Raw genomic sequence first — 22825 nt, 5'->3', positions numbered from 1 at the left:
GCTATTATTAAAAGTTTTTGGAAAGGGGGCCTGGGGGGAAACCTTTCGGAAGACAAGGTTTCCCCCCAGGAGAGTTGACCGGAGATGGCCACCATGACCGGACCGCAAAAAACCGCCGTCTTGTGCCTGGCGCTCGGCGAGAAGTTCACGGGCGAGGTGTTCAAGCGCCTGGAGCGCAAGGAGATCGCCCGCATCTCCAAGGCCATGATGGAGATGGAGACCGTGCCCAAGGAGCAGGTCGAGGAAGTGGTCCGGGAATTCAACGAAACCATGCAGGTCGGCAAGGACATGGTCACGGGCGGCCCCGAGCAGGTGCGCCGCATGCTGTCCAAGACCCTGGACGCGGACACGGCCAAGTACATCATGGAGACGTTGGAGCTCGACACCGGCCCGACCCCCTTCCAGGAGCTGGTCAACGTGTCGCCGCGCATCCTGGCCCAGATTCTGCGCAACGAACACCCGCAGACCCTGGCGCTGATCCTCGGCCACCTGCATCCCGATCAGGCGGCCGAACTCCTCCAGAACCTGCCGTCCGGGGTGCGGGCCGAAGTGCTCATGCGCCTTTCCAAGCTCGAGGCCGTGGCCGAGGACATGCTGCTCGAAGTGGACAAGGTGCTACAAAACCAGCTCATCGCCATGGGCGGCAAGGAAGGCAAGAAGGTCGGCGGCATCACGTCCGTGGCCGAAATCCTAAACGCCGTGGACCGCGCCACCGAGGAAGAGGTCCTCTCCGAGATCGAAGAGGAATCCGCCCAGATGGCCGAGGATATCCGCAACCTCATGTTCGTGTTCGAGGACATCAAGGGCCTCGACGACCGGGCCATCCGCGAGCTTTTGAAGGAAGTCTCCAACGAGGAGCTGACGCAGGCCTTAAAGGGCGCTTCCGAGGATCTGCGCGACAAGTTCTTCAAGAATCTCTCCGAGCGCGCCGCCACCATGATCCAGGAAGACCTGGAAATCATGGGCCCCATCCGACTGGCCGAGGTGGAGTCCGCCCAGCAAAACGTGGTCAAGACCGTGCGGCGTCTGGAAGCCGAGGGCAAGATCGCCATCGGCCGCGGAGGCGGGGATGTCTTTATCTGACGGCAACTCCCTGGGCGTGCTCACCGGCCGGGTCATTCTCGGCCCGGGCACCGACGGCGGCGAGGCCGAGACGACCGTCTCGGAGATGGAGTCGCGCCGTTCGCCCATGCATTTCGAAGAGGTCGAGGCCCAGTTCTGGGAGCGTGTGCGGGCCAAGGCCAAGGCCAAGGCGTCGGCCATCATCGCCGAGGCCATGGCCGAGGGCGAGCGCATCAAGGCCAAGGCCCAGGAAGAGGGCTATGCCGCGGGCGTGGCCGCCGCCGGGGAACAGATCCAGACCGAGCTGGCCCAGATGTCGAAATCGCTCGGCTCCATGCTCGAGTCCCTGACCGCCGAGCGGGGCAAGCTGTGGGCGACGCACCGCCAGGAATTCGTCACCCTGCTGCGCCTGGCCGTGGAGCGCACCACCATGGCCGCCATCGACGCCCGCCGGGAAGAGATTCTCGGCAACCTGCTCGGGGAATGCCTGGAACTCATGGACGCCAAGTCCAGCCTCACCCTGGTCGCCCATCCCGACGACGAACCCTTCGTGCGCGAACTCATCGCCCGGGCCGGCCAGGAGCGCGGCGGCCTGGACAAGGTCCTGGTGCGCACCGATCCCCAGCTCATCCCCGGCAGCCTGATCCTCGAGAGCCCGGACGGGCTGGTGGACAATTCCATCGGCAGCCGCTTTAGCGAAGTGGAAAAGATTTTCGAGCAGCTCGCCGCCTCGGGAGACGACGGTGCCGGCGCTTGACGCCTCCGGGGCCATCGGCTTTCTGGAGCGGCTGCGCCCGGCCCACACCTTCGGCAAGGTGTCCAAGGTGGTGGGGCTTATCGCCGAGGGCCGGGGGATTCGCGCCCCGGTCGGCTCGGTGTGCCAGCTGCTCTCCGACGACGGCGGCAACGGACAGATCCGCGAGGTGCCGGCCGAGGTGGTGGGCTTTCGCGACGGAGCCTGCCTGTTCATGCCCTACGGCGACCTGCGCGGCATCGCGCCGGGGACGCTGATCCGCAACACCAGCACGCCGCCCCTATTCCCGGTGGGCCGGCGTTATCTCGGCCGGGTCATCGACGCCTTCGGCAACCCCATCGACGACGGCGCGGCCATAACCCCCGCCAATTTCAACCCCATCTTCGCCTCCGCGCCCATGCCCATGGACCGCCCGCGCATAAACGAGCCCATGGACGTCGGCGTGCGGGCCATAAACGGCCTGCTCACCCTCGGCAAGGGGCAGCGCGTCGGCATCATGGCCGGTTCCGGCGTCGGAAAATCGACGCTTATGGGCATGATCGCCCGCAACACCAAGGCCGACATCAACGTCATCGGGCTGGTGGGCGAACGCGGCCGCGAACTGCGGGAATTTATCGAAAAGGACCTCGGCCCCGAGGGCATGGCCCGTTCCGTGGTGGTCGTGGCCACCTCGGACCAGAGCCCGCTTATCCGCATGCGCGCCGCCTACGCGGCCACGGCCATGGCCGAATTTTTCCGGGACCAGGGGGGCGACGTCATCCTCATGATGGATTCCGTCACCCGTTTCGCCATGGCCGGCCGGGAAGTGGGGCTGGCCGCCGGCGAGCCGCCGACCACGCGCGGCTACACGCCCTCGGTCTTCGCCCAGCTGCCCAAGCTCCTGGAGCGGGCCGGCAAGAACAACCAGGGCAGCATCACTGGCATCTACACCGTGCTCGTGGATGGCGACGACTTCAACGAACCCATCGCCGACGCCGTGCGCTCCATCCTCGACGGCCACATCGTGCTCACCCGCGACCTGGCCGATCAGGGGCATTTCCCGGCCATCGACGTGCTCAAGTCCATCAGCCGTCTGCGCTCGGACGTGACGCCCAAGGAGGCGCTGACCGCCGGCCGGGAGATGATCCGCCTGCTCGCCACCTACCGGCGGGTGGAGGACATGGTCAATATCGGGGCCTACGCCCGGGGGGCCAACCCCGAAATCGACCGGGCCATCGACATGATCGGCCCCATCAACGGCTTCCTGCGCCAGGCCGTGGACGAAAGCCAGACCCTGGACGAGAGCTTCGCCGCCATCCTGGAACTCATGAAGTAAGGCCCCGACCGCGTCGCGCGGCCGCCGGGGGAAAAGAGACGCCCCCGCCGGTCAGCTCGTCTTGCCGTTCGATCCGGAGACCGCCGAAATTTTGGCTTCGATGCGCTCGAGCAACAGGTTCTGGCGCTCCAGAAGCTCCATGGCCCGGTTGATCTTCCAGTACCAGCACACGATTTCCCGACAGACCAGGAAGATGAGCGCCAAAATGGCCAGGGTGATCAGAAACGAGATCAACCCGCCGCCGAACGTGCCGTATTCGTAGAATCCGTGCATTTTTTTCTCCTTTGAGGGTGAGAGCCGGGGGGAAACCTTTCTGAAGAAAGGTTTCCCCCCGGGCCCCCTTTCCAAAGACTTTTAACGGTTACAGGGTGTTGTCGCCACCCTTTTGTAACCTTTGAAAGTTTTTGGGGGGGGAGAGCGCGAGAGGGGGCCCCTTTTTTCAAAAAGGGGCCCCCTCTCGCACCTTCTTCTCTCCTTCCCTCCCTAAAATTTGATGGCGAAGGAGCCGTAGATCGTATCGCCCAGGAAGGAATGGCTGGCGCCGAGGTCGTGGATCCATTTGGCCATGAGCATCAGGTCCTTGCCGCCGACGGGCACGGTGCAGGTGACGGCCGGGCCGATGCCCGAGCCCGAGGACTCGAAGGAGCCCATCTTGGCCCCCGTGCCCGAATCCGGCGTGGTCTGGGCGAGCAGGTAGCCCACCGCGCCCAGGCCGAAGCGCGGGGTGAAGTGGTAGGCCGCGGTCCAGTCCACATGCAGTTGGTTGCCCGAGAGGTAATGGGTGGAAGGGTTTTCGGTGTTGATCATGTAGCCGGCGTTGACCGAGATCTCGTATTTTTCCTTGTGCAGCCAGGTGAAGGCCACGTTGCCGTCGAAGGTGGCGAAGTTCATGCCGAGGTTGGTCAGCTTGTGCTTGTTGTAATAGCCGGTCGGCAAAAACACGATGGGCATGACGGCGATGTGGCATTCGCCGGGGTTCCAGGCGGCGATGATCGGCATGAGGAAGATGTCGGAAAGTCCGCCCCGGTCGCCGCCCGCGCCGTAGGCGAGATGGTGGGGCGTATCGAGCCCCGTCGATGCGGACCGGGTCGTGTAGTTGGCCGCCAGGTCGCCGGTGATGTGCTCGTTTACGATCACGGGCACGCCGACGCCGATGCCGAGCAGGCCGTGTATGGCCGGCACGTCGAACATGGCGCTCATCTTGGTGAGGTTGATCACCGAATGGACCTTGAGTCCGGCGTAGACGCGTCCGCCCTTGAGCGTCCCGTCCATGTGGTAGGACTGGTGGAGGGTGTCGTTTCGCAGGTAGAAGCCGGCCTCGGGAATGTAGCCCATGAGGAAGTCGCCGTAGGCTCCGGGAATGTAGTGGCTAAGGCCCCCCTCCACGGCCGTCGCCCGACCGGGGGCGAAAAGGACGAGGCATAGGGCGAGGACCATCGGATATAGGCAGGGCAGGGCTTTGCCGTGTCGGCAGGGGATGTGGTTCATGCGGGACCTTACCGGATTGGGGATGCTGGGTTTCGCGCGGCGGGAGATACGCCCCCGCCGCGCGAAGCGGGCCAGAATTATTTGAGGGGATTGGCCTGGGCCGTGACGTCGGGATAGTCGGCCGGGATGTCGATGGGCAGGCTGGTGATGTTCGATCCGGCTTTGGCCAGGGCTTCCTTGACGTCCACATAGCGCCAGTTCTTGTCGTTGTAGGTGCGGAAGTAGAAGCGCCCGCGGGCGGTGTCCGAGGCAATGGTCCACTGGGTGTAGTCGAACAGCGCGCCTTGCGGGCTGTTGTCGCGGACCGCGCCGTAGGGGATGTCCACATTGCTGATGATCGTCATGACCAGGGCCAGCCCGGCGTCGGCGCCGGTCACCGGCTTGGCCGCCTGGGTGAGCGCCACCATGCGCAGGAAACGGTTGGGCGGGGTGAAGTCGCCGGGAAGCCCGAGCATGCCCGAGCCCTGGCCCGTCGGGTCCACCTTGAAACCATTCACGGCGATGGGCTTGGCGTTGACCGCCGAGAGGTTGACGAAATTGCCCAGGTAGATGCGCATCCAGGGGAAATCCGGGGCATTGGTCAGCACTCCCAGCGGATTGTCGTAGATGTGGCATTGGCCGTTTTGGTACTCGATGACGATGCTCGCCCCGCTGGCGTCATGCACGGTGTAGTGCATGGGGACCGGTCCCGTGGTCACGCCGTCCAGGCTTCCCGGCCCCTGGCACACGATGACGTCCTTCATGCCGGAACGCACCTCGTCCACGGTGGCGAACTGGGACAGGATGTATTTGACGACGTCGAAATTGGAGATGGTGTGGCCGGCCTTGCTTTTGCTGTAGGACTGGTAGCCGGCATAGCCCGGGAACAACAGCCCGCCGGCCACGAGTCCGGCGTCGTTCATGCCGTCGCAGACAATCGGCTTCCCGAAGGCGTCCATGCCCACGACGCCGTGCTTGGCTTTCCATTTGAGTCCGCCGAGGCTGCCGTCGGGCAGGATGCCGGCCATGGCCGTGCCCTTGGGAATGGTTAACACGCCGCTGTGCAGTTGCTGGGCGTATTCCATGGTGCGGGCGTAGAAAATTTTGCCGTCCGTGGTCTTGATGCGAATGCTGGTGCAGGCCGAGACCGGGGGGACGGCCAGCAATAACGACAGGCCGACGACGACGAGACAAGAAAGGAACTGTTTCATGGGGCATCCTTTGGAGTTGGGTGTGCGCAATCGAAGAGAAGGCTTTACGGAGCAGGGTATGTCGGTACGTATGGTTGGCATAGCCCAAGGGTGCTTTTGGGTAAAGCGACGCTTTGCCGACGAGGCGTCCTTCGCATTGACCCCGCGCCCCGGGGGACGCTAAGGGAGTCCCACGGTCATCCCGGCCTGATTCCCGTTTCGCCGCCCAAGCCAAGGAGGCTTTCCCCATGCTCCGTCGTCTCGCCGCATCGTCCTGCCTCGTCGTGACAGCCCTGCTGAGCCTCGGCTGCGCCGGTTCCGGTCCCAAATCCGACAATGTGTCCCAGCAGACCCTCGATGCCGATTATCGGGACTGCGAGTCCCGGGCCTATGTGTCCACGGCCCTGATCCAGTCCCCCGGCGAGGCCGCGGACAAGCAGGAAGCGATCCTCGACGCCTGCATGAAGGAAAAGGGGTATAAGGTAAAATGACGCCGCCAGTACAAAATCCGCTTACGGCCAAGCCCGTGTCGGCCAGCCGGGTGGTCATGCCCCAGCGCATGCTTCCCCCGGACGCCAATCCCGCCGGCAACGTCCACGGCGGCGTCATCCTCAAGTACATCGATACGGCCGGCGGCATCGCGGCCATCCGCCATGCCCGCTCGGCCGTGGTCACCGCCTCCATCGACCGCATGGACTTTCTCAAGCCCGCCTACATCGGCGAGGTGGTGACGTTTATGGCTTCGGTCAATTACGTGGGTTCCACCTCCATGGAGGTGGGGGTCCGGGTGGAGTGCGAAAATCCCATGACCGGCGAGACGCGCCATGCCGGCTCGGCCTATCTGACCTACGTGGCCCTGGATGCCGAGCGGCGTCCCCATGCCGTGCCGCCGCTCATTTTGGAAACCGAGGACGACAGCCGCCGCAATCGCGAGGCCGCCGCCCGCCGCGAAGCCCGGTTGGCCGAACGCCGCCGCGAACGCGACTCCCAGCGTCAGGGGCGCGGCGAATAACTCCCATAGAGGTGCATTGTGGCCGAGACCATCGACGATTTGACCGTCAATTACGAAGAAGACGGGGTGCTTTTGACCAAGGAGCTGGACAAGGTGATCCTGACCCGGGGGGCCTGGACCACCATTTTGTTCCGGTTCGTCCAGTGGGACCCCAAAAAGGACGCCTACGGCCCGGACCGCTACGCGATCCGCCGCTACAAGAAATCCGGGGACACCTACCGCGTGCAGTCGAAGTTCGCCATTTCCAGCCGGGATCAGGCGAAAAAGATCATCAACGCGCTGGCCGGCTGGGTCGAGGCCCCCGAAGGCGAGGCGTGAGCGACACGGTTGCGGTGCGCGCCCTGGCCACCCTGGCCGGCTATGCCCCGCCGGGCGGGGAGGCGCGAATCGGGCCGGGCGAAACGGTCGCGGGCCTGGCCGGCCGGCTGGGCCTGCCCCTCGGCGCGATCGGGACCGTGCTCGTAAACGGCCGGCCGGCGCGGGCGGAAACGCCGCTTTCCCCGGGCGACACCGTTTCCTTCGTGCCCCCCATCACCGGGGGCTGATATTGACTTCCCCTAAAATATAGCTACGTTACCGCCTCCCCCCAGCAACAGCCGGGGGAATGCCGCGCCTTGCGAAAGGGGCCTTTCCTTCTTTTTCAAGGACCTTTTCACAAAACGGGAGAAAGCCCTCTCCGGCATCACAACAGGGAAAAGTTTTTCGGAGGGGAGAGCGCGAGAGGGGGACCTTTTTTCAAAAAGGGTTCCCCTCTCGCCCCTTCCTCTTCAAATTCAAAAAAGGGTTTTCCTCTCGCGGGCCAACCCCTGTCGACACGGCTGACGCTCCGCGTTATCGTGTGTCCAAGGCGCGAATTGCGCCAACCTTCGAGGATGCGCCATGTCGCTTAAATCCGATTACTGCCCACTGGCCACGCCACTTTTACTGACAGGCCTCAATCCCAGGGAGCGTCTGCACAACATTATCGGGGCGGCCCCCCCGGCCGTGCGTACGGCTATCGCCGACCTCATGTTCTCCATCAAGACGTCCCTGGACGTGTTGCCGGGCCTTGCCAACATCCCCGACCCGGAGCAGGCGATCACGGGCTGGGAGTCGCTTTTGACGGCCCTGACCTCGGTGCGTCGGGAACTCGACATCGTCAAGGCCCACAAGATCGAGGGCCTCACGCGGGCCAACCCCGGCTTCGTGCAGCTCGAATACCGCTGCGGCAAGCTGAAAAAGGCCCACGACAAGACCACGCTCATGCTGGAGATCCTCTACGAGCTTATTAACGCCGGACAGGATTTCCAGACCGCCGCCGAAATTCTGGAGCAAAGCGCCGAGGTGCTGCTCAAGGAGCTCAAGGGCGACCTGTACGTCTGCCGGCTGCGCGACGAACGGGGCAACTGGGTCAACATCGCGGCCAACACCCATACCGGCCGGGCCACGCCCATTTTCGTGCGCTTCATGGAAGAGACCCTGCCCCACCATCCGGTCATGCGCTCCGTGGCCGACCCTGAGGCCCTGTTCGTGGTTTCCAACAATCTGCACGGGCCCGAGCACGGCGGCGAATCCATCGACTGCGTGCCGTATCTGGAGGGATTTCGCTGCCGGCTGGTCTTTTTCCTGCGCGAGCCGGCGGGCAAGGCCTTCGGCCTGGTCATGCTGTATTCGAAGAAGCCCAAATTCTTCGACCGCTACGAATCCGATTTCCTGGTCGACTGCGCCCGCATCGTGTCCCTGACCGTGGGCCGGCGCATGGAGCTCGGGCGCGACGCCTTGGCCAAGGCCGCCGGCGGCATGGCCCATGTGGGCAACAACGTGCTGGCCATCATGAAAAACGCGGCCGAGCTGATCCTGGAGGAGGACGAGGAGTTTCTCGACGACGAGGACGCCATCGCCACGTCCATGATCACCGAGGCCATGCAGCTCGTGCCCGGCCCCTGGCCGCCGCTGGCCCCGGCCGCCATGCGCCACCTGTTCGGCCTGGCCGTGGAACGCATCGATGTCGAAAAGAAGATGCAGTACGTCAACCTGATCGTGGAGAACATCAACCGGCTCAAGGGGGCCATCGTCAACCTGCTCAAGGCGGTGGAGAAGCCGATCCTCATGCCCTACATCGGCGGCGAGGAAGTGCTCGACCTCGAACCGGAAAAGGATGGGGGCGACGACGCCTGAACCTCCCGCCCCTGTAAAAGTTTTTCGGAGGGGAGAGCGCGAGAGGGGGACCCTTTTTTCAAAAAAGGTCCCCCTCTCGCACGCTTTTCATTTCCTTCTCTTTCCCTTCCCCATCAACCGGCGTGGACGTCCGGCAGGGCGCCGATTTCCGCCTTGGTGGCGGCAAGCGTCACTTCCCCGTCCTTGTAGCCGGAAACCAGCCCGGCCGGGATCTGGACTTCACGCGCGCCCCAAAGGTGGCCCTGGCGCAAAAGCAGGTGGGTGATGCGGCCGGAATGCCTGTCCGCCAGCACGCCGTCCACCCGGCCCACCTTGCCGTCGCTGGCGAGGACGGTCTCGTGGCCGACCAGGGCCACGGAGCCTTCGGGCGTGGCCGGATGCTCCACGCTCCAGCTGGCCGGGGACAGCGGCAGCTTCATGTGCTCGTTCTTGGCCAGTTCCAGGAAAAACATCGGCGAGTAATAGTCCGTCTGGATGTATTCCCGGCATTCCGACGCTTTTTTGCGGGAAATCGACAGGTGCAGCGCGCCGTCCCGGGTGTTGGCGATGTATTTCTCCGCCACCAGCCGCAACGTGTTGGGGATGGCGTCTTCCCGGACCACCACATGCGTGGCCTTGCCCGTTTCCGGGTTGACGATGATGCGTTCGACGCTTCCAACGAGCCCATCGGTTGCGTGAACCGGGGCGGAAAGGGCGAGGTCGATAGCCTGCTCGGGCATGGGCGATGTCTCCATAAGCGGGTTGTTGCGGCCAAATTCCGCGGCGTTCCTTGCCGTGTAGCCTCTCCGGGTATAAGGAAAACGCACGGCTGGTCAAGCCGTGAGCGATCCTTCCCCTTACGCCGCACCTTCAACGACACGAGGGAAGCATGACGTTTTTCATCCTGATCCTGCTCGGCATCGCTCATGCCATCGGCATCGCTTCGGCGGCCCGGGCGCTTTTCACCGCCCGCTCGCCGCAAGGCTCCATGGCCTGGGTCATGGGCATGATCACCTTTCCGTACGTGGCCGTGCCGCTGTACTGGGTGCTCGGCCGCAACCGTTTCCAGGGCTATGTGGCCTCCCGCCGCGAGGGCGACAAGGTGGTCGGGGGGCTGGCCCCGGAGATCGACCAGTTCAAGGCCTTTCCCGATGCCCACGCCTCGGCGGTGCCCGGATTTTTCCCGGTCATCGAGCGGCTGGCCGAACTGCCCTTTACCAAGGGCAACGCCGTGGAGCTTTTGATCGACGGGCAGGCCACCTTCGACGCCATCTTCGCGGCCATCGACGCGGCCGAGTCGTATGTGGCGGTCCAGTTCTTCATCATCCGCGACGATGCGATCGGCCAGGCCCTCAAGGAGCACCTCGTGGCCAAGGCCCGGGCCGGCGTGACCGTGTACGTGCTCTACGACGAGATCGGCAGCCATTCTCTCGACGCGGCCTACCTCGCCGACCTGCATCGGGCCGGGGTCAAGGTGTCGGCGTTCAACACCACGCTGGGCTGGCGCAACCGGCTGCAGCTCAATTTCCGCAACCACCGCAAGATCGTGGTGGTGGACGGCAGGACGGCCTTTGTCGGCGGCCACAACGTCGGGGACGAATACATGGGCAAAAGCCCCCGCTTCGGCCATTGGCGCGACACCCACGTGCGCTGCCAGGGGCCGGCGGCCACCCTGGTCCAGCTCACCTTTGCCGAGGACTGGTACTGGGCCACCCGGACCGCGCCCAAGCTCGACTGGCAGCTGCGCCCCGCTCCGGACGGCGATATGCCCGTGCTGGTGCTGCCCACCGGCCCGGCCGACGACATCGAATCCTGCGACCTCTACTTCTTTCAGGCCATCGCCGCCGCGAAAAAGCGCCTTTGGATCGTCAGCCCCTATTTCGTGCCGGATCGGGAAATCATCTCCGCCCTGCAATTGGCCGTGCTGCGCGGTGTGGACGTGCGCATCATGCTGCCCCAAAAGCCCGACCACAAACTGGTCTATCTGGCCTCGTTCTCCTACCTCTCCGACCTGGAGACCCTGGGCGTCAAATTCTACCGCTACACCAACGGCTTCCTGCACCAGAAGGTGATCCTGGTCGACGACGTCATGGCCTCGGTCGGCACGGCCAACTGCGACAACCGCTCCTTCCGCCTCAATTTCGAGATCAGCATGGCCGTGGCCGACCCGGCGTTCATCCGCGCCGTCGAAGCCATGCTCCTGACTGACTTCACCTTCTGCCAGCCCGTCAGCGCCGACGACTACGAGGAACGCTCGTTTGCGTTCAAGACCGGCGTTATGCTGAGCCGCCTGCTTTCGCCCATTTTGTAGGCAAGGGAAGCGCCGGGGGAGGGAGCCCCTTTTTGAAAAAAGGGGCTCCCTCCCCCGGACCCCCGCCCTCCCGAAAAACTTTGAAGGTGACCGTTGGAGACCGCAACGTGCAAGGAGGGTGTATGTTAAGATTGGGGTGTCGTTTCGGGGGAATGGTGCTTTTGGCGGTGTTGTTGCTTTGCGGCAAGGCCTTTTGCGATTCCGCGCAACAACATGGCGAAGTCGACTACGGCAAGAAAAAGAACTGGTCCATGCTGCCGGAAAAGACGGCGCATGCTGTCGATGTGTTTTTTGTCCATCCGACCACCTACGGGCCTCCGGCCAATGGAAATACACCGCCTCCCTGGACGACAAGGCGCTCAACGCCAAAACGGACAAGGATACCGTCCGCTGGATAACGGCGGCCTTTTCCGACAACTGCAACGTGTTCGCCCCGCGCTATCGCCAGGTCAACATCGAAGTCATGAAGATGGGCGACGCGGAAAAGGCGAAATATATCGAGATGCCGGTCGAGGATGTTACGGCGGCGTTCGAGTATTATTTGCGCCACCTCAACAAGGGGCGTCCGTTTATTCTGGCGAGCCACAGCCAGGGCTCCAATGTCTTGCAGCTGATGCTGCTGCGCAATCCCGGGCTGTTGGATAAAAGCAAGCTGGTTGCCGCCTATATGCCCGGCTGGACGTTCACGGATGCCGATTTGGCCCGGATGGGCCTGCGCCTGGGCCGGCGTCCCGACGAAACGGGCGTGCTGCTGACCTGGAACACCGTCGGCCCCGGCGGCGTTTCGCCGACGGTGCTGCCCGGCGCCCGGTGCGTGAATCCCTTGTCCTGGACGACGGACAAAAAAGAGTATCCGGCGTCCATGGACATTGCGGCGAGAATTTTGCGCGAAGACAAACCGCCCCTTGTCGTGCCGCATTTCACCGCCGCCCGCATCAACGACAGCGGGGCCCTCGAGATTCCGACGCCGCGGCCCGAGATCGCCAGGCAACTCAGCATGTTCATGGGCAAGGAATGCTATCACCGCTATGATTATGATTTTTTCTTCGACAACATAAAGGAGAACGTCAGGCTGCGGTGCGAAGCCTACCGCAGGGAGGATCGCCCTTAGCGCGCAAAGAACGCGTTGCGTCGTCCGGCGGCTGTTTCGCCCGCGAGGAGGACGCGTTTCGCGCGCAAACGGGGGGCTTGTCGATAATGCCAAGTGGATCGGGCCGTTGTCGTGGCCCGAGGGGTCGCCGGTTTTCCGGCGGCCCCTTTTGCTTGGCGTTGTGGAGCGCGCCTGCGGCCTAGAAGGTGAAGGTCTTGGGGGGATTGCCGCTGAAGTCGAACAGGATGGCCCGGCCGTGGTCGATGCTGAAGGTCGTGAAGTCGGGGTTGTCCGGCGCGCCGTAGATGGAGCGGACCAGGGCATTGCCGTCGAGGATGCGCTTTTTGACCGCCGGATCGTCTTCGAGGACCGCGGTCCCGGCCAGGCGCAGCGTGACCATGTCCTTGCTGCAACACGACAGCTCCAGCCGGTTGTCCGCTTTGAGCTGGGCATAGGTTTCCTTGCTTTTGGCCGTGCAGAACCACAGCCGGCCGTCCTGTTCGAACTGGAACTGGAAGGGCCGGACCCGGGCCGCGCCCTTGTCCGATGTGGCCAGGAACACGGTGGAATTGGCTCGCAGGAAATCGATGACTTCGCGCATATGCTGCTCCTTTTTTTTGTTCGATATCGAACCAGTTGGGGAAATTTTTTAGCCCAGGTTGTCCCGCACGGTTTCCAGACCGGCGACGAGCGCCTGCCGCTTTGCGTCGTCCATGCCGCCCCAGACCCGGGCCAGCAGGGCGGTCGACACAGCCTCGAAATCGCCGCGAAACGCCTCGCCTTTTTCCGTCAGGGCGACCAGGGTGACGCGGCTGTCGTCCGGGCTGCCCTGGCGGCGGACGTAGCCGGCCTCGTCGAGCTTGCGCACGAGCACGGTGACGGTGTTCTTGCGCCGTCCGATGGCCGTTGCCAGCGCGTTCATGGCCATGGGTCCCTGGTCGTAGAGCCGGACCAGAATCGCGCCGTGGGAGGGCACGATGCCAGGGTGTCCCCGGCGCGTCAGTTCGGCCACGATCCACTCGTGGGCACGCTCGCGGATATCGGCGATCAGGGCGATGACATGGTCGGTGCGCATGGATGTTGGATAGTTCTACGTCGAACTATTGTCAACGCGAAAAAAGGTCCTGACCGGGCGGGACCTGCGCTCCCGGTTTCGGCCGGTGTTTCTGGGCGGGGACTTACTTGCGCGCCGTGGGCCGGCAGGTGCCCTGGCAGCAGCCGTCGGCGAGAAATTCGCTGTAGGCGAAAAGGATGCGCCGTTCCCTCGCCAGGGCGTCCTCGGGCAGGGCCGCAGCGGGGGCGTTTGCCGCCATGGCGTCTTTATAGGAGGGCAGGGCGCGCATGCCGTGGCCGAGTTCACGGCCTGTGGCGGCTTCGAGCAGGACGGCGTCGTGGGTGTCGGTGACGGCGACCAGGGGCACCGGTCCCCCCTGGTAGATGCGGGCGGCGGCCAGGGCCTCGCGGACGTAGGAGCCGGGCTCGCCGGAGCAGAAGATGACGAAAAGCAGCGGGTTGCCATCCGCGTCCACGGCCAGCAGGTCCACCATGCGGGTGTAGTCCTTGCCCTCGATGGGGAAGCAGACCCCGACCTTGGGCGTCAGCCGGTCCTTGGGATAGCCTTTTTCCTCCACCAGGAGCTTGGCCAGGGCCTGCCGGAACTCCTCGTAAGACGTTTCGGCGACTTCCTCGCCGGTCAGGTAGTCCCGGATGACGTTGCCCAGCGGTTCCTCATGCATGGCGAGCCTCCTTGGGCGTTTCGGCCGTGAAAAGGCCCGGCCGGCGGCGGTTGAGCGAGATGGTTCCGGCGGTAAGCGCCGCAAAAGCCAGGGCGGCCAGGACAAGGAGCGGGAAGCGGTGGCTGTCGTCGGGGAGGATGACCACCGGCCGGGAGGCCGCCGTCACCTCGAGGACGGTGCCGCCGCCCGGCGCTTCGCAAAAGGGCCGCGCCCCCTCGAAGCGGTAGTGGCCGCGTTCCTTCCAGGCCATCCAGGGCAGGCGGACGTGCTGGCCGGGGATGCCGGACGGAATGAGGGTGACGCTCCCTGGCGTCGCGGTCACGGGCAGGCGGGTGTCCCCGGCCAGGGCGACGATGCGGTCCTTGTAGAAATCGGCAATGGAAAACGCGCCGTAAAAGTTGGGGTTCTCCGTCAGGTACGGCATGAGCTCCCGGTTGCGGCCGTAAAAGGTCAGACAGGTGCAGGCGAGCAGGGCGTAAAGGGTCAGGGCACGCAACCGGGCGGCGGCTTTTGTCGGAAAGCGGCCCAACCGGTCGGCCACGAAAAAAATCAGGAAATTGTAGGCGATGAAAAGAAAACGGAAAGGATAGATTTCGGCCGAGGACAGGTGCAGCCAAAGGGAAACGGTGCGCCAGACCGTGCCCCAGCCAAGGGCGAGAAAAACGCAGGCGCAAAGCAGGCAGGCCCCGTCGCGAAGCCGCCGGGGATCGTCCTTGCGCGGGCGCGCCAGGTATTCCGCCGCCAGCCATCCGACAAGAACCACAAAGGCCGCGCCGACCAGGAGCGAGCCGTCGTAAAAGGCCACGTTGTACTTGGAATAGGTCTCCGGGAACCGGAACATGGGGAAGACGGCGTCGGTCAACAGTCCCCAGATGTCGGCCAGGGAGCCGTAGCCCCCGGCCGGGATGCGGGTCCAGCCGCCGTAGACCTTGGATACGGCATAGGCCTTGGGCGAAACGAGGATGAGCGTGCCCGCAAAAAAGAAGGCCGCCCGCCACAGCGTGCCGGCGCGCCGGGAGAGCAGGGCGTAAAACGCGATGCAAAGTCCCACGGCCATGCACAGCCACACGAAAAGGTGCAGCGCGCCCTGGTAGAAGATCCAGGCGGCCAGAAGCGACGCCCCTGCCCAGGCCAGCGGTCGAAAACGCTTGCCGGCCAGGAGCCCGGCCAGCAGCGGCACCAGGCACAGGCTGATCTGGGGGGAATAGCCGATGGCGAGATGTTGCACTAGCCAGGGGTTGAAGAGGAAAAGGACGAGCAGCGCCACGGCCTGCCCGGTGGCGAGGCCGGCGCGCCTGGCCAGCAGGCGCACGCCGACGATCGCGAGCAGGATGTGCAGCCCGAAATAGGCCTTCATGAAGGCCGTAAACGGCAACACCCAGGCCAGCGGCAAGAAAGGGGAAAGGCTTATGACTTCCGGATTGGACCAGTAGGACAGGTCCTGCAGGGTGGAAAACCAGGTGGTGTCCGCCGGAATGGCCAGAAAGGCCAGCGGCAGGCGGCCGAAGGAGCGCAGGCTGTCGTAGAGGAAATGGAAATAGAAAAGGTCCTTGCTCCAGTCCAGAATGCCCACGCGGTCGGAGAAGAGAAACGCGCCGTAAAAAAGAAACGTCCCGGCCAGGGCCACGGTCCAATAGACGGCCGTGCCGGTCCCGGTCCCGATGCATGACGCCGGGGGACGCCGGGGCGCGGCGTCTGGGCGGCGTTCTTTGGCCGGGGCGGCATGTGTGGCGTCTTGTTTGGGCATAGGCTGGCTTCATGTGGGGTGAGGCTTTCCGGAAATAGCGGCAACGTCCTCTCCGGGGCAAGGTTTTTCGGCGGGTTTCAGGCGTTTGGTTTCCGTCCGACGCCGCCGCCGTCTCGACGAAGTGCGGATTTTAGGGTAGTTGGGGCCATTCTGTACTTGGGTGGGGGACGTATGGAAGACGGGCGACTGCGCGACAGGCTGGCCAGCCTCAAGGAACATCTGCAACTGGAAAATCCGCTGCTGGTCGACGCGGTGGAGAGCTTCGGCAAGCTGGACAAGGTCTGCCGGGGCCTCGGGCTTCTCGGCAACGACCAGTCCACCATCTCCCAGATCGCCTGGTGGCCGCTCATTTCCGTATTGGGACCCTTTTCCGCCGGCAAATCCACCTTTATCAATTCGTATCTCGACATGCCGGTGCAGCAGACCGGCTCCCACGCCGTGGACGACAAGTTCACGGTCATCTGCTACAATGCCGCCGGCGAATCCCGGGTGCTGCCCGGCACGGCGCTCAACGCCGACCTGCGCTTTCCCTTCTACAAGATGAGCGAGGAGCTGGAGAAGGTGGAGCCCGGCGAGGGCGGGCGCATCGATTCCTACATCCGGCTCAAGACCAGCCCCAGCGACAAGCTGCGCGGGCTTATTCTCATCGACTCCCCCGGCTTCGACGCCGACGCCCAGCGCACGGCGACCTTGCGCATCACCAACCACATCATGGACCTCTCCGATCTGGTGCTGGTCCTTTTTGACGCCCGCCGGCCCGAACCCGGGGCCATGCGCGACACGCTGACCCACCTGGTCGCGGCCACCATCAACCGCCGCGACTCCAATAAATTTATCTATATCCTTAATCAGATGGATATCGCCGCCCGGGAGGACAACCCCGAAGAGGTGGTGGGCGCCTGGCAGCGGGCCCTGGCCCAGCAGGGGCTGACCGCCGGCAAGTTCTACCGCATCTACGCGCCCTCGGCCGCCCTGCCCATTGCCGACGACGCCTTGCGGGCGCGCTTCGAGGCCAAACGCGATGCGGACCTGGCCGCCATCCGCAGCCGCATGGACCAGGTGCGGGTGGAGCGGGCCTACCGCATCATCGGCGACCTGGAGAAGTTGGCCCGGGAGGTGGAGGATCTGCGGGTGCCGGAGATACGCGGCATGCTGCTTCGCTGGCGCAAGGGGGCGCTGCGGCGCGACGCCATGCTCTTTGGCGGCGTGGCCGTCGTTTTGGTGGCGCTCTACTTTCTCACCGGCCACCCCTTCACCAACGGCGTCGTGCCGGACTGGCTCGGCTGGATGTTCGACGCGTCCTGGCGCTGGATTCCGTTTCTTGCGCTGTGCCTGGGCGGCGGATGCTGGCTGCACCACTTGGCCCGCAAATGGTCGGTTACGGCCGTGGCCCGGGTGGTGGAAAAGGCCTATCCCCACGGCCCGGTGCGCGAGGGGCTCATGCGGGCCCTGGCCAAAAACACCGCCCCCTGGCGTTCGGTCTTCCGCCTGGAGCCGGCCGGCTGGGGCCAGAAGGCGCGAAACGCCCTGTCCTCGGTCATCATGGACAGCGAGAAGTTCATCCAGTCTTTAAACGACCGCTACGCCCACCCCTCGGGCGTGTGCCAGCCGCTCCCCGACGCCACGAACGACTAGATTTTTCCCGGGCGCGGCGACTCGACCCGTCGCGCCCGGCAATCCCCTACCGGACAGTTGCCATGAATCCCGCCTGCAAGGACATCACATCGTTTCTCGTCATGGACATCCTGGAACGGGCCAACGCCATCGAGGCGGCCGGCCACCGGGTGATCCATCTGGAAATCGGCGAACCCGACTTCGACACGCCGGACTGCGTCAAGGAAGCCGCCATCAAGGCCGTATCCGACGGCAAAACCCACTACACCCACAGCCTCGGCATCCCGCCGTTGCGCGAGGCCCTCTGCCGCCTGTTCGCCGACGAATACGGCGTGCGCGTCACCCCTGACCGCATTCTGGTCACCGGCGGCACCTCGTCGGCCATGCTGCTGGCCTTTGCCGCCCTGGCCCGGCCCGGGGCCAACATGCTGCTGACCGACCCGGCCTACGCCTGCTACCCCAATTTCCTGCGCTTCACCGGCATCATTCCCCATTACGTGCCCGTGGCCGAGGAGGACGGCTTCCAGTTCACCCCGGAGTCCATCGCGGCCAAGGTTTCCGAGATGACCGCCGGCATCCTGCTCAATTCGCCGGCCAACCCCACCGGCACCCTGATTTCGGACGACGCCATGGAGGCGGCCTGCGCCACGGGACTGCCGGTGGTGTCCGACGAGATCTACCACGGCCTGACCTACGAGGGACGGGCCCGCTGCGCCCTGGAATTTTCCGAGGACGCGCTGGTCCTAAACGGCTTTTCCAAGCGCTTCGCCATGACCGGCCTGCGCCTGGGCTACCTCATCGCGCCGTGCTCCATGATGGGGCTTTTGCAAAAGCTCCAGCAAAACCTTTTCATCTGCGCCTCTTCCGTGGCCCAGTGGGCCGGGCTGGCCGCCTTGTCGCCCGAGGGGCTGGCCGCGGCCGAGGCCATGCGCGAAACCTACGCCACGCGGCGCAAGGCGCTGCTCGCCGGGCTCAGAAAGCTCGGCCTGTCTCCGCGCACCGAACCCACTGGCGCGTTTTACGTGTTCGTGCGCGCCGACCACCTGAACCCGGATTCCCTGGCCCTGGCCTACGACATCCTGGAGAAGGTCCATGTGGGGGTGACCCCGGGCATCGACTTCGGCCCCGGCGGGGAAGGGCACCTGCGCTTTTCCTACGCCAATTCCCTGGAAAATATCGAGGAAGGCCTGGACAGGCTCGGCCGCTACGTGAGCGATCACTGCGGCTGAGGCGCGAGCGTCCTACCCCAATCCGTTTTCTCTGTTTCCCCGGGCCCTTGACGCCCACACGGCTGTCGGGGAAAAAAAGGCAGCGCGACCGGGAAAGGCAACCACCGTGGAAGGACTGACCATCGGCGGCGTCACGCCGCTTTCGCCCCTCGATTATCCCGACGCCCTGGCGGCCGTGATCTACTGCCAGGGCGATCCCTGGGGCTGTCCCTTCAGCAACGCCCGTCCCGAGGCCGGCGGGGCCTTTGATCCGGCGGCGGTGCTGTCCTGGCTGGAAAGCCGGCGGGGGCAGGTGGACGCGGTCCTTTTTTCCGGGGGCGAACCGGCGCTTTTAGCCGGCATGGCCGAAACCCTGGCCGCCGCGCGGGATTTCGGCTTTTTGACGGGACTCCATACCACCGGGCTTTTCCCCGAGGCGCTGGCCTCCGTGCTGCCGGCCTGCGACTGGGTGGGGCTGGCCGTGATGGCGCCGCGCGCGGCCTATGAACGCCTGACCGGCGATGCCGGCAGCGGCGCGGCGGTGTTCGCCAGCCTGGAGCGGCTGCTGCGGGGCGCGATCCCGTTCGAGATCCGCACCACCTGGCATCCCGGACTCTTGGACGAGGCGGGTCTGGCCGTCCTGGCCGGGGAACTGGCCACGGCCGGCGCGATCCGCTGGAGCCTGCAAATTTTTCACCCGGGACCGGCTCCCGAGGGCGGGGACGTCCCCCCTTCGGCCTTTCCGGCGCGGCTGGTCAGCCGGCTTCAGGCCGCCGCCCCGCGCCTGACCATCGATGTGAGAACGTAAGGTACCCTCCCATGGACGCGTCCGATATTTTGCGCATCACGCCCGGCGTGGCCATCCCGCTGTCCGAGCTGACGTTTACCGCCTCGCGCAGCAGCGGCCCCGGCGGGCAGCACGTCAACAAGGTCAGCTCCCGCGTGACGCTGCTTTTTGATCTCGATGCCTCGCCGAGCCTGTCCCCGGCGGCCAAGGAGCGCCTGCGAGCCGTCCTTGGCGGGCGCATCGGCAAGGACGGGGTGCTGCAAGTCAGCTCCCAGACCAGCCGCAGCCAGACCGCCAACAAGGAACTGGCCGTGGAGCGGTTCGTCATGCTCCTGCGCGCCGCCCTGACGCCCAAGCCCCCGCGCCGCAAGACCCGGGCCACCCTGGCCTCGAAACTGCGCCGCCTGGAAACCAAAAAGCGCCACGGCGCGCGCAAGCGGGAACGCACCAAGATAGAAGAATAGAGGAGAGGGAAGAGGATGCGAGAGGGGAAACCCTTTTGCAAAGGGTTCTCCCCTCTCGCGCTCTCCCCTTCCTAAATTCTTTCATGGAGTTGGGTTGTTTTTTTGCCTGGGGAGCTATGTTCCTTCTCGGTGCTTAGGAAGAGGCCGCATTCACCCCCCTTGAAAAGTTTTTGGGGAGGGTGGGGGCCGGGGGAGGGAACCCCTTTTTTCAAAAAGGGGTTCCCTCCCCCGGCGCGGCCTCCCTTGACGCTCACGCCCCCCCGGGCTAGGGAAATCTGTCCTGGCGACCCGATCCGGCAGGACGCCAAAGCCCAATTCGGAGCGACCACCCCCTATGTCTTCATTGGAACAAACGCGCCAGAAGAAATCCTTCTGGCTGTCGGCCACGCGGGAACAGGCCAAGGATACGGGCATGGCCCTCGTCCTGATCAGCCTGATCGTCTTCTTCGTCACCAGGGAAATCCGCTACGCGACCATCGCCGCCTTGCTGCTGCTTTTGGATATGATCGCGCCGGCGCTTTACAAGCCCGTGGCCAAGCTGTGGTTCGGCCTGTCCAACGTCATGGGCATGGTCATGTCCAAGGTGTTGCTTTCCCTCATATTCTACCTGGTGCTCACGCCCATGGGCGTCCTGCGCTCCCTTGGCGGCAAAGACCCCATGCGGATGCGGCGGTTCGGCAAGGGCGAGGACTCGGTGTTTCGGGTCCGGGACCATACCTTTGTCGCGGCGGATATCGAACAGCCGTTTTGACGCCGGGCGCTCCCCCGGCGAGAACCTTGCCGTCGCGGCCGGACGTCTCTCCGTATGCTGTGGCGGTTTGTGGAGGTTTCATGGAATTTCTGCGTGAACTTTGGGGATTTCTGCGGGTTCGGAAAAAATTCTGGCTTTTGCCCATCATCCTCGTGTTGCTGCTTTTCGGTGTCCTCGTCGTGCTGACCAGCGGCACGGCCGTGGCGCCTTTCATCTACACCCTGTTTTAACGAGTAGGTTCATGGCCGAATACATACTCGGGCTTTCCGCCTACTACCACGACAGCGCGGCCGCGCTTTTGCGCGACGGCGTCGTCGTGGCCGCCGCCCATGAGGAACGCTTCACCCGCAAGAAGCACGACGCCGCCTTCCCCCGGAAGGCGGCCGCCTACGTGCTCGAGGAAGGCGGCGTCGGCCTGTCCGATCTGGCCGCCGTCGCCTTCTACGACAAGCCGTACCTCAAATTCGAGCGGCTGATGGAGACGTACCACGGCTTCGCGCCGCGCGGCGTGGTGAGCTTCCTGTCGGCCATGCCGGTGTGGATCAAGGAAAAGCTCTTCATGAAAAAGATGTTGCGCGAGGAACTGGCCAAGTTCGGCCGGGGCAAGCCGCGCATTCTTTTCCCGGAGCACCACCTGTCCCACGCGGCCTCGGCCTTTTACCCCTCGCCCTTCGACGAGGCGGCGATCCTCACCATCGACGGCGTGGGCGAGTGGTCCACCACCACCATCGGCGTCGGGCGCGGCAAGGACATCACCTTCCTGCGCGAGCTCGACTTCCCGCATTCCCTGGGACTGCTCTATTCCGCCTTCACCTACTACTGCGGCTTCAAGGTCAACTCCGGCGAGTACAAGCTCATGGGACTCGCTCCCTACGGCATCGCCGGTTCCGAGCGGGTGGAGACGTACAAGCAAAAGATCCTGGACGAACTGGTCGACCTGCGCCCCGACGGCTCCATGCTGCTCAACATGGCCTACTTCGACTACGCCACCGGGCTCACCATGTGCCGGGACGGCAAGTGGGAGCGGCTGTTCGGCCTGCCCAAGCGCGCCGCCGAGTCGGACCTGTCCCAGGAGCACATGGACATGGCCCTGGCCATCCAGGAAGTCACCGAAGACGTGGTCATGCTTCTGGCCAAGACGGCCCGGGAGCTTTCGGGCTGCAAGAACCTGGTCATGGCCGGCGGCGTGGCGCTCAACTGCGTGGCCAACGGCAAGCTGCTGCGGGCCGGGGTGTTCGACGACGTCTGGATTCAGCCGGCGGCCGGCGACGCCGGCGGCGCGCTTGGCGCGGCCCTGGCCGCCCACCACGTCTGGGCCGGTCACGAACGCGCGCCCCTGCCCGAAGGGGCCATGGACCGCATGGCCGGCTCGTACCTGGGGCCGGAGTTCACCCGCCGCGACGCGCTGCGCGTGGCCTCCCGCAATGACGCGCCCTGCGAGGTCTACGACGAGTTCGACGCGCTTTGCGCCAAGGTCGCCGACCTCTTGGCCGACGGCAAGGTGGTGGGCTGGTTCCAGGGCCGCATGGAATACGGCCCGCGTGCCCTTGGCGGCCGCAGCATCCTGGGCGATCCGCGAAACCCGGAGATGCAGAAAAAGCTCAACCTCAAGATCAAATACCGCGAGGGATTTCGGCCCTTTGCCCCCTCGGTCCTGGCCGAGGCCGTCTCCGACTGTTTCGAGCAGGACCGGCCCTCGCCCTACATGCTGCTGGTGGCCCCGGTGGCCGAAAAGCTGCGCTTCGAGCTGCCCGAGGGCTACTGGCAAAAGCCCATGTTCGACCGGCTTTACGTCGAGCGCTCCAAGCTCCCGGCCATCACCCACGTGGACTTCTCGGCCCGCATCCAGACCGTGCACGCGGCCACCAATCCGCGCTACCACAAGCTCATCAGCACCTTTAACGCCCGCCACGGCTGCCCGGTGGTGGTCAACACGAGCTTCAACGTGCGCGGTGAGCCCATCGTCTGCTCTCCCTGGGACGCCTACCGCTGCTTCATGCGCACCGAGATGGATTACCTCGTGGTCGGCGACTGCCTCTTCGACAAGGAAAAACAACCCGAATTCGCCGAATCCGGCGATTGGCGCGACGAGTACGAACTGGATTAGGCCGAAAGAAAAGAGAAGGAAGAGAATGCGAGAGGGGGACCCTTTTTGAAAAAAGGGTCCCCCTCTCGCGCTCT

General features: G+C 64.6%; 26 protein-coding genes. 18 read left to right on the top strand and 8 right to left on the bottom strand.

Going from position 1 to position 22825, the window contains the following annotated elements:
• The first annotated feature begins 84 nt into the window (after nucleotides 1–84).
• From fliG to DESFRDRAFT_RS15165, 3 genes are read left to right on the top strand one after another with little or no spacing between them, the layout of a single operon-like run.
• Nucleotides 85–1083, top strand: a complete 999-nt coding sequence (fliG, locus tag DESFRDRAFT_RS15175; RefSeq protein ID WP_043794984.1) for a flagellar motor switch protein FliG — start codon at nucleotides 85–87, stop codon at nucleotides 1081–1083.
• The gene (locus DESFRDRAFT_RS15170) at nucleotides 1070–1819 is read left to right on the top strand and encodes a FliH/SctL family protein (protein WP_005995352.1); all 750 of its coding nucleotides are present in this window, start codon (nucleotides 1070–1072) and stop codon (nucleotides 1817–1819) included. Before fliG ends, DESFRDRAFT_RS15170 begins: the two co-directional genes overlap by 14 nt.
• On the top strand, nucleotides 1806–3131 hold the full coding sequence (locus DESFRDRAFT_RS15165) for a FliI/YscN family ATPase (RefSeq protein ID WP_005995351.1): 1326 nt from the start codon (nucleotides 1806–1808) through the stop codon (nucleotides 3129–3131). Before DESFRDRAFT_RS15170 ends, DESFRDRAFT_RS15165 begins: the two co-directional genes overlap by 14 nt.
• A gap of 51 nt (nucleotides 3132–3182) precedes the next feature.
• Here the strand turns inward: DESFRDRAFT_RS15165 and DESFRDRAFT_RS15160 are convergent, their stop codons facing one another.
• From DESFRDRAFT_RS15160 to DESFRDRAFT_RS15150, 3 genes are all read right to left on the bottom strand, one after another.
• Nucleotides 3183–3404, bottom strand: a complete 222-nt coding sequence (locus tag DESFRDRAFT_RS15160) for a hypothetical protein (protein WP_005995350.1) — start codon at nucleotides 3402–3404, stop codon at nucleotides 3183–3185.
• A gap of 210 nt (nucleotides 3405–3614) precedes the next feature.
• On the bottom strand, nucleotides 3615–4619 hold the full coding sequence (locus DESFRDRAFT_RS15155) for a SphA family protein (RefSeq protein ID WP_005995348.1): 1005 nt from the start codon (nucleotides 4617–4619) through the stop codon (nucleotides 3615–3617).
• A gap of 77 nt (nucleotides 4620–4696) precedes the next feature.
• Nucleotides 4697–5809: a linear amide C-N hydrolase gene (locus DESFRDRAFT_RS15150; RefSeq protein ID WP_005995345.1), complete on the bottom strand. Its 1113-nt coding sequence runs from the start codon at nucleotides 5807–5809 to the stop codon at nucleotides 4697–4699.
• Between the two features lie 227 nt (nucleotides 5810–6036).
• Between DESFRDRAFT_RS15150 and DESFRDRAFT_RS15145 the strand changes: the two genes are divergently transcribed.
• The 5 genes from DESFRDRAFT_RS15145 to DESFRDRAFT_RS15125 all read left to right on the top strand — a co-directional run bounded on the left by DESFRDRAFT_RS15145 (nucleotide 6037) and on the right by DESFRDRAFT_RS15125 (nucleotide 8957).
• Entirely contained in the window at nucleotides 6037–6279 is a 243-nt protein-coding gene (locus DESFRDRAFT_RS15145; RefSeq protein ID WP_005995343.1) for a hypothetical protein, read from the top strand.
• Nucleotides 6276–6800 (top strand): acyl-CoA thioesterase, encoded by a 525-nt coding sequence (locus DESFRDRAFT_RS15140; protein ID WP_005995341.1) that lies wholly within the window; start codon nucleotides 6276–6278, stop codon nucleotides 6798–6800. The genes DESFRDRAFT_RS15145 and DESFRDRAFT_RS15140 overlap by 4 nt, the downstream gene beginning before the upstream one ends.
• Nucleotides 6801–6818: 18 nt before the next feature.
• Nucleotides 6819–7118 (top strand): hypothetical protein, encoded by a 300-nt coding sequence (locus DESFRDRAFT_RS15135; RefSeq protein WP_005995340.1) that lies wholly within the window; start codon nucleotides 6819–6821, stop codon nucleotides 7116–7118.
• The gene (locus DESFRDRAFT_RS15130) at nucleotides 7115–7345 is read left to right on the top strand and encodes a MoaD/ThiS family protein (protein ID WP_005995339.1); all 231 of its coding nucleotides are present in this window, start codon (nucleotides 7115–7117) and stop codon (nucleotides 7343–7345) included. The genes DESFRDRAFT_RS15135 and DESFRDRAFT_RS15130 overlap by 4 nt, the downstream gene beginning before the upstream one ends.
• A 334-nt stretch (nucleotides 7346–7679) precedes the next feature.
• Nucleotides 7680–8957: a hypothetical protein gene (locus DESFRDRAFT_RS15125; RefSeq protein WP_005995337.1), complete on the top strand. Its 1278-nt coding sequence runs from the start codon at nucleotides 7680–7682 to the stop codon at nucleotides 8955–8957.
• A 113-nt stretch (nucleotides 8958–9070) separates the two neighbouring features.
• On the opposite strand, the gene DESFRDRAFT_RS15120 is transcribed toward DESFRDRAFT_RS15125, so the two are convergent.
• Nucleotides 9071–9676 carry a hypothetical protein gene (locus DESFRDRAFT_RS15120; protein ID WP_005995335.1) on the bottom strand — a complete coding sequence of 202 codons (606 nt, stop codon included), beginning with the start codon at nucleotides 9674–9676 and terminating at the stop codon, nucleotides 9071–9073.
• Nucleotides 9677–9825: 149 nt separating this feature from the next.
• On the opposite strand from DESFRDRAFT_RS15120, the gene cls reads away from it, so the two are divergent.
• From cls to DESFRDRAFT_RS15110, 3 genes are all read left to right on the top strand, one after another.
• The gene (gene cls, locus DESFRDRAFT_RS15115; RefSeq protein WP_005995333.1) at nucleotides 9826–11247 is read left to right on the top strand and encodes a cardiolipin synthase; all 1422 of its coding nucleotides are present in this window, start codon (nucleotides 9826–9828) and stop codon (nucleotides 11245–11247) included.
• 122 nt (nucleotides 11248–11369) lie between these two features.
• Nucleotides 11370–11645 carry a DUF3089 domain-containing protein gene (locus DESFRDRAFT_RS23005; protein WP_233489625.1) on the top strand — a complete coding sequence of 92 codons (276 nt, stop codon included), beginning with the start codon at nucleotides 11370–11372 and terminating at the stop codon, nucleotides 11643–11645.
• Nucleotides 11591–12358 carry a DUF3089 domain-containing protein gene (locus DESFRDRAFT_RS15110; RefSeq protein ID WP_233489623.1) on the top strand — a complete coding sequence of 256 codons (768 nt, stop codon included), beginning with the start codon at nucleotides 11591–11593 and terminating at the stop codon, nucleotides 12356–12358. The genes DESFRDRAFT_RS23005 and DESFRDRAFT_RS15110 overlap by 55 nt, the downstream gene beginning before the upstream one ends.
• Nucleotides 12359–12536: 178 nt before the next feature.
• Here DESFRDRAFT_RS15110 and DESFRDRAFT_RS15105 read toward each other — a convergent pair whose 3' ends face one another.
• The 4 genes from DESFRDRAFT_RS15105 to DESFRDRAFT_RS15090 all read right to left on the bottom strand — a co-directional run bounded on the left by DESFRDRAFT_RS15105 (nucleotide 12537) and on the right by DESFRDRAFT_RS15090 (nucleotide 15820).
• Nucleotides 12537–12938, bottom strand: a complete 402-nt coding sequence (locus DESFRDRAFT_RS15105; RefSeq protein ID WP_005995329.1) for a pyridoxamine 5'-phosphate oxidase family protein — start codon at nucleotides 12936–12938, stop codon at nucleotides 12537–12539.
• A gap of 48 nt (nucleotides 12939–12986) precedes the next feature.
• Entirely contained in the window at nucleotides 12987–13412 is a 426-nt protein-coding gene (locus DESFRDRAFT_RS15100) for a MarR family winged helix-turn-helix transcriptional regulator (RefSeq protein ID WP_005995327.1), read from the bottom strand.
• Nucleotides 13413–13515: 103 nt separating this feature from the next.
• Nucleotides 13516–14073 carry a type I restriction enzyme HsdR N-terminal domain-containing protein gene (locus tag DESFRDRAFT_RS15095; RefSeq protein WP_005995324.1) on the bottom strand — a complete coding sequence of 186 codons (558 nt, stop codon included), beginning with the start codon at nucleotides 14071–14073 and terminating at the stop codon, nucleotides 13516–13518.
• Nucleotides 14066–15820 carry a glycosyltransferase family protein gene (locus DESFRDRAFT_RS15090; protein ID WP_005995322.1) on the bottom strand — a complete coding sequence of 585 codons (1755 nt, stop codon included), beginning with the start codon at nucleotides 15818–15820 and terminating at the stop codon, nucleotides 14066–14068. Before DESFRDRAFT_RS15090 ends, DESFRDRAFT_RS15095 begins: the two co-directional genes overlap by 8 nt.
• A gap of 171 nt (nucleotides 15821–15991) precedes the next feature.
• Here DESFRDRAFT_RS15090 and DESFRDRAFT_RS15085 point away from each other — a divergent pair, with 171 nt between their 5' ends.
• The 7 genes from DESFRDRAFT_RS15085 to DESFRDRAFT_RS15060 all read left to right on the top strand — a co-directional run bounded on the left by DESFRDRAFT_RS15085 (nucleotide 15992) and on the right by DESFRDRAFT_RS15060 (nucleotide 22751).
• Nucleotides 15992–17455 (top strand): dynamin family protein, encoded by a 1464-nt coding sequence (locus tag DESFRDRAFT_RS15085; protein WP_005995320.1) that lies wholly within the window; start codon nucleotides 15992–15994, stop codon nucleotides 17453–17455.
• Between the two features lie 62 nt (nucleotides 17456–17517).
• Complete coding sequence (locus DESFRDRAFT_RS15080; RefSeq protein ID WP_005995318.1) at nucleotides 17518–18663, top strand: pyridoxal phosphate-dependent aminotransferase; 1146 nt, start codon at nucleotides 17518–17520, stop codon at nucleotides 18661–18663.
• Nucleotides 18664–18769: 106 nt separating this feature from the next.
• The gene (locus tag DESFRDRAFT_RS15075) at nucleotides 18770–19450 is read left to right on the top strand and encodes a radical SAM protein (protein ID WP_005995317.1); all 681 of its coding nucleotides are present in this window, start codon (nucleotides 18770–18772) and stop codon (nucleotides 19448–19450) included.
• Nucleotides 19451–19461: 11 nt separating this feature from the next.
• On the top strand, nucleotides 19462–19893 hold the full coding sequence (arfB, locus tag DESFRDRAFT_RS15070; protein ID WP_005995315.1) for an alternative ribosome rescue aminoacyl-tRNA hydrolase ArfB: 432 nt from the start codon (nucleotides 19462–19464) through the stop codon (nucleotides 19891–19893).
• A 334-nt stretch (nucleotides 19894–20227) separates the two neighbouring features.
• Nucleotides 20228–20644 carry an SxtJ family membrane protein gene (locus tag DESFRDRAFT_RS15065; RefSeq protein ID WP_005995313.1) on the top strand — a complete coding sequence of 139 codons (417 nt, stop codon included), beginning with the start codon at nucleotides 20228–20230 and terminating at the stop codon, nucleotides 20642–20644.
• Nucleotides 20645–20724: 80 nt separating this feature from the next.
• The gene (locus DESFRDRAFT_RS22745) at nucleotides 20725–20874 is read left to right on the top strand and encodes a DUF5989 family protein (protein ID WP_005995311.1); all 150 of its coding nucleotides are present in this window, start codon (nucleotides 20725–20727) and stop codon (nucleotides 20872–20874) included.
• 11 nt (nucleotides 20875–20885) lie between these two features.
• A complete protein-coding gene (locus DESFRDRAFT_RS15060; protein WP_005995309.1) occupies nucleotides 20886–22751 on the top strand; it encodes a carbamoyltransferase family protein in 1866 nt (621 codons plus the stop codon).
• Nucleotides 22752–22825 lie beyond the last annotated feature (74 nt).

The organism is Solidesulfovibrio fructosivorans JJ], from assembly GCF_000179555.1.
Classification (GTDB): domain Bacteria; phylum Desulfobacterota; class Desulfovibrionia; order Desulfovibrionales; family Desulfovibrionaceae; genus Solidesulfovibrio; species Solidesulfovibrio fructosivorans.
Note: the sequence above shows the minus strand (reverse complement) of the source record. Positions and strands in the feature narration are given on the sequence as shown.